We start from the raw sequence: 12,615 nt of genomic DNA, 5'->3' as shown, positions 1-12,615 counted from the left end.
AAGAGTGCTAATTCCTAGCGATAGTTAGTTTAAAAAAAATCATCCTTAATTCATTCCCACACCATACAAATAATCTTCCAGATTTATTTTAAACAAAGTTCCTTCCACCAAGTCTTTTACGGCGTTTAATTCTTCCATGGAAACGGCCAAATCAATTTGGGAACAAGGTGTTTTTAGCAAGAATTTGTGGCATTTGTTTTTCAGTTCGCAATCGTCGCAGCATTTGTTTAGTATACTACTTTCTTCAATGCAATATTTAAATAGTTGGAGTTCGTGTTTGGTAAAATAAAATCCCGTTTCTCTAAAAATCAATTGCACTTTATCCGTTACCACTTCATCCTCTTTTTTCCAGTAGAAAGAAGTTCCTGAATCATTATAATATATTTGTTTTATTTCTTTCATATGAAGATACTATTTGTTTTTTAAAGGAATTTGGTATCGCCATTCTTGATTATTGTTGCTAATTTTTGAATCATGGCGATTTCATTTAGATTTTCTTTGAAACAAATATAATAATTATTTAGATTTATTCTAAATAAAAAAATATAAAAGAGACATAAAAAAAGTGGGTAAGTAATCCTGCCGTCTGGAGACATCTGAAAATAGAACACAGATAACACGGATTGAACAAATTAACACAGATTTAAATTTGTTCTTTTCTATTCTAATTTACGAAGTGTCATAATCATGTTGGCTTTTTCATGTTATAATTTAAAAAATCTGTGACAATCTGCCTAATCTGTCAAATCTGTGTTCTATTCTAATGTATAAATATATTTGTGTCCACACGGTAGGTAAGTAATCCTAAGATTATTTTACCGACAGTTTATATGGTTTGTGTTTTTTAAGAACAAATACTAAAAAAAACACTCTAATTATTCCTATCATATGGACATAAGTGCAAATAAGAAAACAGATGACATAGATTTTTAGGTTAATATGTAAAAAAAATAAACACGAATTTCCACTAATTAATTCGAGTAAATTAGTGAAATTCGTGTTTAAATATTCTGTCTAATATTTGTGTCCAGACAGTAGTAATTACTCGCCCTTTTCGTGTTCGTCAATATCCTTTTGTAAGTCCAGTTTTCTGAATGAAGGGGAAAATATTCCTGTTCCAAGTACTATTAAAAGTGTCATGCTTCCGCCAAAAACAACTGCAGTTACCGTCCCCATTAGTTTTGCGGTCAATCCGCTTTCAAAAGCGCCTAGTTCATTGGAAGAACCCACAAAGATAGAATTCACTGCCGAAACCCGGCCTCGCATGTGATCCGGTGTTTTCAATTGCAAAATAGTTTGACGTATCACTACCGAAATCCCATCAACAGCACCGCTTAAAAATAATGCCAATACAGACAACCAGAAAATAGTGGAAAGTCCAAAAACAATAATACAGATTCCAAAGGCAAAAATGGCTGACAAAAGCTTTATTCCCGCGTTTTTATTCATAGGCACATATGCTGAAATAATAAGTGTTAAAAACGAACCAACCGCTAGAGCTGCTCATAACACACCAAAGCCTTCGGGGCCAACTTTTAAAATATCTTGGGCAAAAATGGGTAACAAGGCTACCGCCCCGCCAAAAAGAACCGCCACCATATCCAGTGATAAAGCTCCCAAAACAGTTTTGTTATGGAAAACAAATTTTACGCCTTCTTTTAAACTTTCCATAATGGGTTCTCCAATTTTTGGATTCAAAATAGGCTTAGCGGCTATTTGAGACAAAGCGATTAAAGAAAAAACGGAACACAAAAAAACAGAACACATCGACCAGTGAACGCCAATCAAAGTAATAGAGAAACCCGCTACAGCCGGTCCTAAAACAGCACCTATTTGCCAAACCGAACTACTCCAGGTAGCCGCGTTTGGATATACTTTTTTAGGGACAATCAAGGATAAAAGGGAAAATATGGTTGGACCAAGAAAGGAGCGTACAATTCCCCCCAGAAAAACCAGAAAATAAATGCCGTACAAAATTACTTTTGTGGAATACCCGCTTACAATTGGCGGCCATGTTAATAAAAACAACCCAAAACTGATTACCGAAAATCCTAAAATACACTTGAAAAAAAGTCCTTTTTTTTCCTTTTGATCCACAATGTGTCCTGCAAACAATGCCATGGCAATAGCAGGAATTACTTCCATCAATCCAATGATTCCTAGTGAAAGTGGGTTTTTGGTCAAACTATACACTTGCCATTCAATAACAATAAATTGCATGGACCAGGCAAAAACCATGGCAAAACGTAATAATAAAAAGGTGTTGAATTCTTTATAACGCAAGGCTGCGTAGGGATCGTATGTTTTTTTCATTTTGGTAACCAAATTATTTAATATCTCTTAATCGTAATTGTAAACTTACTTTTCCGTTCCACTCGTTTTCATCAATAGAATAAACCATTTCAAAAGGTTGTCCGTTTTTAGTTGTTTCTAATTTATTGCCTAAGCCAAAGCCTATCGCAGCAATGCCTTCGGAATTATTTTGTTTTACAAACAGTTTTAAATGTTCGTCTTCTTGTCCCATTGGTTTTCCGTAACCGGTGTCTTTTACATTTTTGGTCAGGAAAACGGGTGTCATATTTTGTGGTCCAAAAGGTTCGAATTGTTTTAGAATCCGAGTCAGTTTTGGAGTAATATCGGCAAAATTAATTTCGGCATCAACCGAAATTTCTGGAGTCAGCATATCAGGATGAATGGTTTTTTCGACTTCTTTTTCGAAAGCATCTTTGAAAAGCTGGTAATTTTCTTCCTTTAAAGTCATTCCCGCAGCATACATGTGACCACCAAATTGCTCTAAATGTTCAGCGCAGGCTTCGAGTGCATTATACACATCAAATCCTTTCACAGAACGTGCCGAAGCCGCGTATTTATCGCCACTTTTGGTGAAAACTAAGGTCGGACGATAATACGTTTCTATCAACCGGGAAGCTACAATACCGATGACGCCTTTGTGCCAATCCTCTTGGAAAACAACGGAAGTAAAGCGCTCTTTTTCCTTGTTGTCTTCAATTTGCGAAAGCGCTTCTTTAGTGATTTGTTTGTCTAATTCTTTCCGATCCGAATTGTATTTTTCGATTTCAGAAGCAAATTGTTGTGCTTGCTCAAAATCAAATTCGGTTAGTAATTCCACCGCATGATTGCCGTGTTTTATTCTACCGGCTGCATTGATTCTTGGGGCGATGATAAAAACTACATCGGTAATATCTAAGGTTTGTTTTTTTACTTGATGAATCAAAGCCTTGATTCCGGGTCTTGGTTCAGAGTTGATGACTTGCAATCCAAAATAAGCCAAAATTCTATTTTCGCCAGTCATCGGAACAATATCAGCGGCAATTGCAGCCGCAACCAAATCCAAATAGGGAAATAAATCTTCGATGGTTTCCTCACGGTTTTGGCCTAAAGCCTGAATCAATTTGAAACCTATTCCGCAACCGCATAATTCGTCATAAGGATAATTGCAATCATCTCGTTTTGGGTCGAGAACGGCAACGGCTTCGGGTAAATTTTTACCGGGCCTGTGGTGATCACAGATGATAAAATCAATGTTTCGCTTTTTGGCGTAGGCCACATGATCGATGGATTTTATACCACAATCTAAAGCAATAATAAGCGAGAATCCATTATCATCAGCAAAGTCAATTCCTGTAAAAGAAATCCCGTATCCTTCATTATAACGATCCGGAATGTAAGTGGCAATGTTAGGATAATAGGTTCTCAAATACGAAGAAACGAGTGAAACGGCTGTGGTACCATCGACATCATAATCGCCGAAAACGAGAATGTTTTCCTGATTTTCAATCGCTTTTTCAATTCGTTCCACTGCCTTTTCCATATCTTTCATCAAGTATGGGTCGTGTAAATCATCTAAACTGGGACGAAAAAATCGTTTGGCATCTTCAAAATTTTCAATACCGCGTTGCACTAGTAGTGTTGCCACAAAATCTTTCACATTCAAAGCTTGAGCAAGATGTTTCACGGTATCTTCGGAAGGTTTTGATTTTAGGGTCCAACGCATATTGATTGAGGATTATAAGATTTTGAGTAGGGATTTTGTCAGGTCTAGCGCAATCGACACGCATTAATTGGTCTTGACTGCGCTCGATGTCAATGTCACTAATTTAAGCAGTTTTGACCGTCACTTCGAGTAATTTTGAACTGTAATGCGACAGCTTTAATGTTTAAAATTGTATCGAGAAGCCTTTGTTATAAAAGGGTTCTCGATACTTCGCAGCAATTTTCTATCGCAAATTGCTACTCAACTCGAACTGACGAAACCTTAACTTAATGACATTACGCTTGACTTGACATTTGATATTAACTTTATTTTTTATTTCGAAACCAAAGCCGTTCCTTCAAACTGGATTCCGTTCCATCCTGTTTTCATAAAGTTGCGAATGTTTTGGTGATCGGTTCCTTCTGGGTTTTTCAAAACGTCTTCGTAATAATACGCTCCAAAACACGCTAACGTTTCAGCTTCAGTTAAGTTTTGCAATTGGGCAAAAGCAAATAATTTGCAAGAACCGGAATTTTCTCCTGCGGCATTGATTTGAGAACCGTTCTGAAATGTGGTTGGAGTAAAAATATAGTTTTCTTCAATGGTTGCAATGGTTTCTGTAAACGCGATTGCTTCTGTAGTTTGTTTTAGTTTTTCTAAGAAAGATGCTGGACTCATATTTATATTATTCTTCTGATGAAAATTTTGATTTTTTAGGGTCTTTGGTAATTGTTTTTCCACTCACCACCACGACAATTTCTCCTCTTGGAGCTATTTTTTCAAAATGGGCTACGACTTCTTTGACCGTTCCACGAATGTTTTCTTCATGCATTTTCGACAATTCCCTGGAAACTGATATTTGACGGTCTTCGCCAAAATAGGTGATGAACTCTGCTAAAGTTTTTACTAATTTATGTGGCGAAACATACAAAATCATCGTACGGGTTTCTTCTGCCAAAGCTAAATATCGAGTTTGACGTCCTTTTTTGTCAGGCAAAAATCCTTCGAAAACAAATTTGTCATTGGGTAAACCGCTATTGACTAAGGCTGGAACGAAAGCCGTTGCACCAGGCAAACATTCCACGTCAATTCCGTTTTCGACACAAGCGCGAGTTAATAAAAATCCAGGATCAGAAATGGCAGGCGTTCCCGCATCCGAAATCAAGGCGATATTTTCTCCGGCTTTCAATCTCGAAATTAAATTTTCGATGGTTTTGTGTTCGTTGTGCATGTGATGGCTATACATGTGCGTGCCAATTTCGAAATGCTTCAACAATTTTCCGCTGGTTCGTGTGTCTTCGGCAAGAATCAAATCGACTTCCTTAAGAATCCGAATCGCTCGAAAAGTCATGTCTTCAAGATTGCCAATAGGCGTGGGAACGATATATAATTTTGACATAAATTAAAAAATTAAACGCATCCCGGATTTTCGAGATAAGAAGTAAAACGGAATGAATTTTAAAACTTAAAATTCATTCCGTTTTTTATTATTTTGTATTTCTTTAAATGAATATTGAGAACATTTAAAACGGAATTACAAGAATTTTTTCTCTATAATATCCATAAAACGTTCCTCGTAATCTTGTTTTCCTTCCCAGTTATTGTAATCTGGTTTTACCATTTCCTGAATAAAATCTCTGGTTTCGTAGAACGTATCAAACGTGATTAATTGATTTAAAACACGGTTGTAATCCTCGCTGCTGTTGCCAAAAAGGTGTTTTGTAAATGCAATTCGGTCATTTAAATCAATATTGATGCCTTTCGCCAATTTTTCGTTTAAGGGAACTATTTTTGGTTCCACCGGTTCTGGTTTCACTTCTTCAATAGTGTCCAATTGTTTTTCTTCGAAATCAATTGCAATGGCAGTAGGAATGTTTTCAAGCGGATGTACTTTTACAAACTGGGCATCACTGTAATTTCCGCCTAATAAATCTTCGAAAGAAATTTGTACTGCTTCCGGTTTCTTTGGCGCTTCAATTTCTGCTGCTTTTTCTTCTTCAACTTCCTCTTCTTCTGATAATTCGAAAGCAGGAATGAATGGAGCAGTTTCCGGTGCTGTTATTTCTTCTTCAATTGCTGTTTCCTCTTCTGCTACTTTTTCTTCTTCAATTATAGTTTCTTCCTCAGCGACTGTTTCTTCTTTTTCCTCTAAAGGTGTTTCGATTACCACTGAAGAAATTATTTCTTCGGTAGCTATAGTGGTCGCTGGCTGAAATAATCCAGTTGTTTCAGGGGTATGTTCCAAAGGAGTTTTAACTGTTTTTTCTACTATAATTTCTTCAACAACTGTGTCTGTTTCAGGTTGTGCAGCTTCCTTTTGGTCAAAAATTTTCTCAATTTTTCTTTCAATTTCAGTAATTCCAATAGTTGGTTTTACATCACTAAAATGCTCGTCTACAAATCGCAAGACAGAAAGTTTTTCATACAGTTTCTGTGTTTCCAGATATAATTGATTGATATCAGATTTATTTTTTAGTTGTAATACTCTGTGTGCAATGCTGATTAAATCGGCTTCCAATTTTTTTTTCATAACTTTGAAATTATAGTGAGTTTGGTGGGTCTTTTTCAATAAATTTCTTCCTGAGTTTTATTTAGCCTAAGGAAGAAGTAACCTTTAATAAAAATGTCATACTTTTGAAACGACGTAAAAGTATAAAATTTTTAAGTCGGTTTTATCCGTTACAAAGTAATAAAAACTATTCATTTTTTAAGTCAGAAAAATACAAAATGTTTCTCGAAAATACAGTAAATCATAAAGAACAATTTGGTTGGATTGAAGTCATTTGTGGCTCCATGTTTTCGGGTAAAACCGAGGAACTCATCCGTCGTCTGAAAAGAGCGCAATTTGCCAAGCAAAAAGTAGAAATTTTCAAACCAGAAATTGATACACGCTATCATGACGATATGGTGGTGTCGCATGACGCTAACGAAATCCGTTCCACACCCGTTCCTGCTGCTGCAAATATTGCTATTTTGGCGCAAGGTTGTGATGTGGTGGGAATTGACGAAGCGCAGTTTTTTGATGACGAAATTGTCAAAATTTGTAATGATTTGGCGAACCAGGGAATCCGTGTCATTGTTGCCGGATTGGATATGGATTTCAAGGGAAATCCTTTTGGTCCGATGCCCGCATTAATGGCCACAGCCGAGTATGTTACCAAAGTTCACGCCGTGTGTACCCGCACCGGAAATCTCGCTAATTACAGTTTCCGTAAAACTGACAATGACAAACTCGTCATGCTAGGCGAAACCGAAGAATACGAACCGTTGAGCCGTGCCGCGTATTATCATGCGATGCGGAAAGATCAGGAGAAGTAAAATAAATCCTCTCCCCAACCCTCTCCAAAGGAGAGGGAGCCGAAACTGGATTGAAATATAAAGTTTTGAAAAAGACAAACCCTTTCAAATGTTTAAATTTTGAAAGGGTTTTTTTAAACTTTCTTGTGGAGTGGTTATAAGTAACAGGAACGATATATTGTCGTATTTTATAGGGTCAAACCCTCAATGACTATGTAGTTTGCCTCTAAAAACATATACGACATTATTTTAATCAAATTACTTAGTTCAATCTGAATTTTAACTTTTCCACCTAAACCTTTTTCTACAATATCATACAAGGTTTTAAGGGTAAGGTTACTTCCGTTGTTCTCGATTTTGGAAATATATTCTCTTTTTTTATCGACAAGTTCTGCAAGCTCTGTTTGCGTTAAGTGTTTTTCTAAACGCGCTTTTTTTAATTGCAATCCAATTTTAAATCCTTCAAAATCTCTTTCCAATTCATCACGTCTTTCCGTTCCTTTTTCCCCGTAAACGGTATCTTTAATTTCTTTCCAGCTTTTAGTTTCCATTTTCATTCGATTTTTCTTTCAATTGTTCTGTTTAACATTGAAATTCATAGATAATATAAACTTTAGATTATGACTAAAACTCCAATCTAGCAAACGCCTGTTGTTGGTGTTTTTATATTTTTTCAAAAGTTACTCCATCTTCGTTTAAGATATAATTACCTTGATAAAAAATAATTGATTCTGAATTGCGATTTTCTTCTTCCCAATCATCATTTTCGCCATCCCATTCTTCTTCATTTTTCTTAAAAATCAATTTGTATTTATCTTCTGGATTATCTAAATAACCATTTTCGTAATTTAAGTCAATACTAAATTCTTCTCCTGGAATTATTTCTAAAATTTCAGTGTTATAACCTTGTTGATGTAAAATATCATTTTCATTGTAATCTTCATTTTCATCATATCCTAATTCCGAAATGGTTCTGTGGTAACTAGGCTTTAGTAGAATTTCTATTGTTTTCATATTTCAGAATATAAATTATTATTTACTAACTTATCGAAAGGTATCAACAGAATTAACTTGTACAATAATTTCGCCTTTATCGTTTTTTTGTGCAAAATAACTAACATTGCTATTTGTTTTATAGTCAGTATTAGCATTTTCTTGTCCACTAAGTTTCGCTCCTTCTATGGTAACACTTGCTGTTCCTTCGCAATTACAAGATTTAAGTTCATCATCTTTAGCAGTTGTAATAATATTAGTTATTTCAGGGTTTTTGTAATCATTTAGAGGATAACCTATATTTCCTATGATTTGTTCATTTTCTTTTAAAATCGAAAAAACGGTTTCGACAAGTTGTGGGTCATCACATTTTGGTGCATCGTTAGATGAAAGCATTGAATCTAAAACACTATTTTCATCTTTTTTTTCCGAAGATTTGTTGCCACAAGAAGTTAAAATTGTCAATCCTGCAATCATAATAATTTTTTTCATAACATTTAAAAATATTCCCGATTACTCCACTCGGAGTTTAAAGGCGTCGCATCGGAATTAATTTTTTTGTTAATTTTTCCCCCGCCTGTTACAGGAAAATATCCTATAACTCTATTAATTGAAATGTGTATAATTCTTGTTGTATTTTTAACAAGTTGGTACTCACAAAGCAATGAAATATTTTTCGTAATTTATTTCGAATTAAGTTCTATATTTCATATATTTGGTTCTAATTAAGAACTAAATAGAAAACTATGAAAGCAAATATTGGGGATAAAATCCGAAAAGTGCGAGAATTGAAAGGTTTTACACAAGATTTCATGGCGGGGAAATTGGAAATGTCGCAACGTGCATACAGTAAAATCGAAAACAACGATATAAAACTTGATTGGGGTAGAATTGAAGATATTTCTAAGATTTTGCAAATAGAGCCTACTGATTTGGTTTCCTTTGATGATAGTTTAGTTTTTAATAATTCTCCTCAATCTGGAAAAAACAATACAAATACAATTCATAATAATTTCCCTGCCGAACTTAAGAAAAGTTATGAGGATAGAATAGGACATCTGGAAACAGAAGTGCTGTTTTTGAGAGGGTTATTGGATAAAAAATAAACTCAATTTTTATAAGAGGGGATTTATTTTGTAACTTTGAATTAAAATTACTTAAAATGGATTTGCAAAGCCGAAAAATATCGTTTGTTCAGGAATTTCTTTCTATTGAAAGTGAGGAACTCATTTCTCGATTTGAAAAATTGTTGAAAAATAAGAAAGCTACAGAAGAAGATGCGGATTTCCGCCCGATGACTATTGCAGAATTAAATCGAAGAATTGACCAATCGGAACAAGACTCCATCAATGGAAGACTTACTGAAATGAATGATTTTTTAACCGAAATAGAAAAATGGGATTAAAAATCTATTGGACTGATTTGGCTAAAATTGAGGTTAAATCGATTTATATTTTTCTGAAAAGAGGAACAAATATAGCTGTAGCGAAAAAAATTACTAAAGAAATCACTGACGAAGTAAAGCTATTGATTAATCAACCTTATTTAGGACAAATTGAGCAACAATTAATAGCTAGTTCAAGAGAATTCAGAACATTAATTTACTGCAATTACAAAATCATATATTGGATAAATTTAGATAAGAATCAAATAGAAATTTGGGACGTTTTTGATTGCCGACAAAATCCAATAAAAATCAAAAGGACGAAGTAAATTAATGCTTGCTTAGTCTTACTTTATCCTCGTTGCGTAAATATCTACTAGTTCCTTGTATTTAGCAATAGCTTTTTATTAACAAACCCTTTCGGAGTTTAGAACTCCGAAAGGTTTTGTTGTTTTATAGAAACAATATTTTTCTTGAAATGCTTAAAAGAAAAGCAAACATTTTTTTATTTAGCAACACTAAATCTCAAATCGTTAATCAATAATCTCAAATCAACAATCTTACATCTTCTTCCTCATTCTCGCTACCGGAATATCGAGCTGTTCTCTGTATTTTGCAATCGTTCTTCTCGCAATTGGATAGCCTTTTTCTTTAAGAATTTCGGCTAATTGATCGTCAGGAAGTGGTTTTTTCTTGTCTTCTTCCTCTATGGTGTTTTTTAGGATTTTCTTGATTTCAAGCGTAGAAACATCTTCGCCTTGATCGTTTTTCATTGATTCCGAAAAGAATTCTTTGATCAGTTTGGTGCCATAAGGCGTTTCCACATATTTGCTGTTGGCCACACGTGAAATCGTCGAAATGTCAAGACCTACCGTATCAGCAATGTCTTTCAGAATCATCGGTTTCAACTTGGTTTCATCGCCGTCCAGAAAATATTCCTCCTGATAATGCATAATCGCATTCATGGTTACAAAAAGCGTTTCCTGGCGTTGGCGTATCGCATCGATAAACCATTTAGCCGAATCCAGTTTTTGCTTGATAAACTGTACCGCATCTTTTTGCTGTGCTGATTTATCTCGGGAATCCTTATAGGTTTGCATCATTTCCTGATAATCTTTGGAAACGTGCAGCGAAGGGGCATTTCTTCCGTTTAAGGTCAATTCCAGTTCACCGTCTACAATTCTGATGGCAAAATCAGGAACCACATTTTCAGTGACTTTGTTGTTTCCCGTAAACGATCCGCCTGGTTTTGGATTCAGTTTTTCTATTTCGTGAATGGCTTTTTTAAGCTGCTCATTCGAAATATTGTATTTTTGTAAAAGCTTGTCGTAATGTTTTTTGGTAAACGCATCAAACTGATTTTCAATAATATCAGTTGCTAATTCCACGTATTCCGTTGGCGTTTTGTGTTTCAATTGCAGCAACAAACATTCCTGCAAATCATGCGCACCCACGCCTGAAGGTTCCAGTTCGTGAATCACGTGCAACAGTCTTTCAACTGTTTTCTCGTCGGTATAAATCCCTTGGGTAAAAGCTAAATCATCTACAATATCAGAAATACTTCTTCGGATGTAGCCCATATCATCGATGCTTCCCACTAAAAATTCTGCAATTTCACGGTCATCATCATTCAGGATAAACGTATTCAACTGATTGATTAAATCTTGGTGAAAACTCACCGGAGCGGCAAAAGGCGTTTCGCGGTCTTCATCATCGTCACTGTAATTATTTGCCTGTGTTTTATAATCCGGAGTTTCGTCGTTGCTTAAATATTCGTCAATGTTGATGTCTTCGGCGTCAATTCGCTCGGATTCCGCATCATCATAATCGTCATAATCTTCGTTTTCGAACTCGTCCTTTTCATACTCATCTTCTTCTTTTCCGGCTTCCAAAGCTGGATTTTCGTTCATTTCTTCCAATAAACGTTGTTCGAAAGCTTGCGTAGGCAATTGAATTAACTTCATCAACTGTATTTGTTGAGGAGATAATTTCTGTGATAATTTTAAATTTAAGAATTGCTTTAGCATTTTTATTGTTTAAAACTTTAAACCTTAAACAAATTTTCATTAAGGTTTTAGAATAGTAACTGAATGGTTTATTTTTTGAAAATCACCATCATCACTTACAAAAAACCAATTGTTTTGTGCACACAATTCTAAATAATATGCATCGTTGAAATCAATAGTTTTAAAATTTATTAAAACATTTTCAATGTTGATTCTATTAAAGTCATCTGAAAACCGCTCTGATAATTTCAAAATTTGATTAATGCAACTTTCAATAACTTGTTCTGTGTTTTTATATCTTGATGATGAAAGATAATCTTTTTTATAATCTGCAGAATAGTTGTTTGTTTCATTTTTCCAAAGGTTAAAATCTAATCTTAAGTTCGCATTTGAAAATTCAGAAAGGATAAGGCTATTAAGCACAATGTCGCAATTTGTAGTTTTTAGTAATCCTAAAAAACTAGAAATACTAGATTGTTTGTTTTTTTCGTAATTTCCAATGGGAGAAAATAAAAACATCCAAATGTTATTGTCGAAAAAAAACATTTGATTGTATTTAGGAGAAAAATCTTTAATTTTAATCTCCATTTATTACTGAATTTGTGGAATCCTCAAATCTATCTTTATCTCTAAAGTATTCTTTAGCTCTTTTTACAACTTCACTAAAAAGTATTCTATCTTCTTTGGCTACGTTTTTTAAATGTAAATATTTATTTAAAAAATCGTCAGAGTAAATAGGATTACTATATAATTGACCTATGGCAGCGTTTAAGAAAGCTGTTGTCATTATTGATATTCCTTCAAAGTCAACAGTTACAGTTTTATGATTTTTCAAATAACCAGTGATTAAATTATGTACCAAGTCTCCATCACTTGTAGAAACAGCGATATCTCCCTTAATAATTTCTCGGATTATTATATTACTCATTTTATAAAATGTT

Annotated in this window: 14 protein-coding genes and 2 pseudogenes; 4 read left to right on the top strand and 12 right to left on the bottom strand. The window is 34.5% G+C overall.

What is annotated here, in order from left to right; genetic code table 11:
- Window positions 1–45 precede the first annotated feature (45 nt).
- From ACNO7W_RS06490 to ACNO7W_RS06465, 6 genes and pseudogenes are all read right to left on the bottom strand, one after another.
- Window positions 46–402, bottom strand: a complete 357-nt coding sequence (locus ACNO7W_RS06490; protein ID WP_417937471.1) for a hypothetical protein — start codon at window positions 400–402, stop codon at window positions 46–48.
- Window positions 403–1,041: 639 nt separating this feature from the next.
- Window positions 1,042–2,313, bottom strand: a pseudogene (locus ACNO7W_RS06485) (MFS transporter).
- A 13-nt stretch (window positions 2,314–2,326) separates the two neighbouring features.
- Window positions 2,327–4,015: a single-stranded-DNA-specific exonuclease RecJ gene (gene recJ, locus ACNO7W_RS06480; protein WP_417937470.1), complete on the bottom strand. Its 1,689-nt coding sequence runs from the start codon at window positions 4,013–4,015 to the stop codon at window positions 2,327–2,329.
- Window positions 4,016–4,327: 312 nt separating this feature from the next.
- Window positions 4,328–4,672, bottom strand: a complete 345-nt coding sequence (locus ACNO7W_RS06475) for a HopJ type III effector protein (protein ID WP_417937469.1) — start codon at window positions 4,670–4,672, stop codon at window positions 4,328–4,330.
- A 7-nt stretch (window positions 4,673–4,679) separates the two neighbouring features.
- Complete coding sequence (gene rsmI / locus ACNO7W_RS06470) at window positions 4,680–5,393, bottom strand: 16S rRNA (cytidine(1402)-2'-O)-methyltransferase (RefSeq protein WP_039108596.1); 714 nt, start codon at window positions 5,391–5,393, stop codon at window positions 4,680–4,682.
- Between the two features lie 135 nt (window positions 5,394–5,528).
- Window positions 5,529–6,524, bottom strand: coding sequence for a hypothetical protein (locus ACNO7W_RS06465; RefSeq protein WP_417937468.1), 996 nt, complete (start codon window positions 6,522–6,524; stop codon window positions 5,529–5,531).
- 197 nt (window positions 6,525–6,721) lie between these two features.
- On the opposite strand from ACNO7W_RS06465, the gene ACNO7W_RS06460 reads away from it, so the two are divergent.
- Window positions 6,722–7,312: a thymidine kinase gene (locus ACNO7W_RS06460; RefSeq protein ID WP_039108599.1), complete on the top strand. Its 591-nt coding sequence runs from the start codon at window positions 6,722–6,724 to the stop codon at window positions 7,310–7,312.
- Between the two features lie 242 nt (window positions 7,313–7,554).
- On the opposite strand, the pseudogene ACNO7W_RS06455 reads toward ACNO7W_RS06460, so the two are convergent.
- The 3 genes and pseudogenes from ACNO7W_RS06455 to ACNO7W_RS06445 form a co-directional block, all read right to left on the bottom strand.
- Window positions 7,555–7,842, bottom strand: a pseudogene (locus tag ACNO7W_RS06455) (helix-turn-helix domain-containing protein); the annotation flags it as partial.
- 112 nt (window positions 7,843–7,954) lie between these two features.
- Window positions 7,955–8,305: a hypothetical protein gene (locus ACNO7W_RS06450; RefSeq protein ID WP_417937467.1), complete on the bottom strand. Its 351-nt coding sequence runs from the start codon at window positions 8,303–8,305 to the stop codon at window positions 7,955–7,957.
- A gap of 30 nt (window positions 8,306–8,335) precedes the next feature.
- Entirely contained in the window at window positions 8,336–8,776 is a 441-nt protein-coding gene (locus tag ACNO7W_RS06445) for a hypothetical protein (protein ID WP_417937466.1), read from the bottom strand.
- Window positions 8,777–9,030: 254 nt separating this feature from the next.
- Between ACNO7W_RS06445 and ACNO7W_RS06440 the strand changes: the two genes are divergently transcribed.
- The 3 genes from ACNO7W_RS06440 to ACNO7W_RS06430 are packed head-to-tail and all read left to right on the top strand — an operon-like array spanning window position 9,031 to window position 9,997.
- Entirely contained in the window at window positions 9,031–9,390 is a 360-nt protein-coding gene (locus ACNO7W_RS06440; RefSeq protein WP_417937465.1) for a helix-turn-helix domain-containing protein, read from the top strand.
- A 56-nt stretch (window positions 9,391–9,446) separates the two neighbouring features.
- Complete coding sequence (locus ACNO7W_RS06435; RefSeq protein WP_417937464.1) at window positions 9,447–9,689, top strand: hypothetical protein; 243 nt, start codon at window positions 9,447–9,449, stop codon at window positions 9,687–9,689.
- The gene (locus ACNO7W_RS06430; protein WP_417937463.1) at window positions 9,680–9,997 is read left to right on the top strand and encodes a type II toxin-antitoxin system RelE/ParE family toxin; all 318 of its coding nucleotides are present in this window, start codon (window positions 9,680–9,682) and stop codon (window positions 9,995–9,997) included. Before ACNO7W_RS06435 ends, ACNO7W_RS06430 begins: the two co-directional genes overlap by 10 nt.
- Window positions 9,998–10,228: 231 nt before the next feature.
- On the opposite strand, the gene rpoN is transcribed toward ACNO7W_RS06430, so the two are convergent.
- The 3 genes from rpoN to ACNO7W_RS06415 are packed head-to-tail and all read right to left on the bottom strand — an operon-like array spanning window position 10,229 to window position 12,602.
- Window positions 10,229–11,695: an RNA polymerase factor sigma-54 gene (gene rpoN / locus ACNO7W_RS06425; protein WP_417937462.1), complete on the bottom strand. Its 1,467-nt coding sequence runs from the start codon at window positions 11,693–11,695 to the stop codon at window positions 10,229–10,231.
- A gap of 39 nt (window positions 11,696–11,734) precedes the next feature.
- Window positions 11,735–12,262 carry a twitching motility protein PilT gene (locus ACNO7W_RS06420; RefSeq protein WP_417937461.1) on the bottom strand — a complete coding sequence of 176 codons (528 nt, stop codon included), beginning with the start codon at window positions 12,260–12,262 and terminating at the stop codon, window positions 11,735–11,737.
- Window positions 12,252–12,602: an STAS-like domain-containing protein gene (locus tag ACNO7W_RS06415; protein ID WP_417937460.1), complete on the bottom strand. Its 351-nt coding sequence runs from the start codon at window positions 12,600–12,602 to the stop codon at window positions 12,252–12,254. Before ACNO7W_RS06415 ends, ACNO7W_RS06420 begins: the two co-directional genes overlap by 11 nt.
- Between the last annotated feature and the right edge of the window lie 13 nt (window positions 12,603–12,615).

The organism is Flavobacterium sp. ZB4R12, assembly GCF_048276375.1.
Taxonomy (GTDB): domain Bacteria; phylum Bacteroidota; class Bacteroidia; order Flavobacteriales; family Flavobacteriaceae; genus Flavobacterium; species Flavobacterium gawalongense.
This window is presented reverse-complemented; position numbering and strand designations above follow the sequence as displayed.

Coding starts and splice junctions, on each gene's coding strand:
- ACNO7W_RS06490 (WP_417937471.1), bottom strand. CDS start 402: ATGAAAGAAATAAAACAAATATATTATAATGATTCAGGAACTTCTTTC.
- recJ (WP_417937470.1), bottom strand. CDS start 4,015: ATGCGTTGGACCCTAAAATCAAAACCTTCCGAAGATACCGTGAAACAT.
- ACNO7W_RS06475 (WP_417937469.1), bottom strand. CDS start 4,672: ATGAGTCCAGCATCTTTCTTAGAAAAACTAAAACAAACTACAGAAGCA.
- rsmI (WP_039108596.1), bottom strand. CDS start 5,393: ATGTCAAAATTATATATCGTTCCCACGCCTATTGGCAATCTTGAAGAC.
- ACNO7W_RS06465 (WP_417937468.1), bottom strand. CDS start 6,524: ATGAAAAAAAAATTGGAAGCCGATTTAATCAGCATTGCACACAGAGTA.
- ACNO7W_RS06460 (WP_039108599.1), top strand. CDS start 6,722: ATGTTTCTCGAAAATACAGTAAATCATAAAGAACAATTTGGTTGGATT.
- ACNO7W_RS06450 (WP_417937467.1), bottom strand. CDS start 8,305: ATGAAAACAATAGAAATTCTACTAAAGCCTAGTTACCACAGAACCATT.
- ACNO7W_RS06445 (WP_417937466.1), bottom strand. CDS start 8,776: ATGAAAAAAATTATTATGATTGCAGGATTGACAATTTTAACTTCTTGT.
- ACNO7W_RS06440 (WP_417937465.1), top strand. CDS start 9,031: ATGAAAGCAAATATTGGGGATAAAATCCGAAAAGTGCGAGAATTGAAA.
- ACNO7W_RS06435 (WP_417937464.1), top strand. CDS start 9,447: ATGGATTTGCAAAGCCGAAAAATATCGTTTGTTCAGGAATTTCTTTCT.
- ACNO7W_RS06430 (WP_417937463.1), top strand. CDS start 9,680: ATGGGATTAAAAATCTATTGGACTGATTTGGCTAAAATTGAGGTTAAA.
- rpoN (WP_417937462.1), bottom strand. CDS start 11,695: ATGCTAAAGCAATTCTTAAATTTAAAATTATCACAGAAATTATCTCCT.
- ACNO7W_RS06420 (WP_417937461.1), bottom strand. CDS start 12,262: ATGGAGATTAAAATTAAAGATTTTTCTCCTAAATACAATCAAATGTTT.
- ACNO7W_RS06415 (WP_417937460.1), bottom strand. CDS start 12,602: ATGAGTAATATAATAATCCGAGAAATTATTAAGGGAGATATCGCTGTT.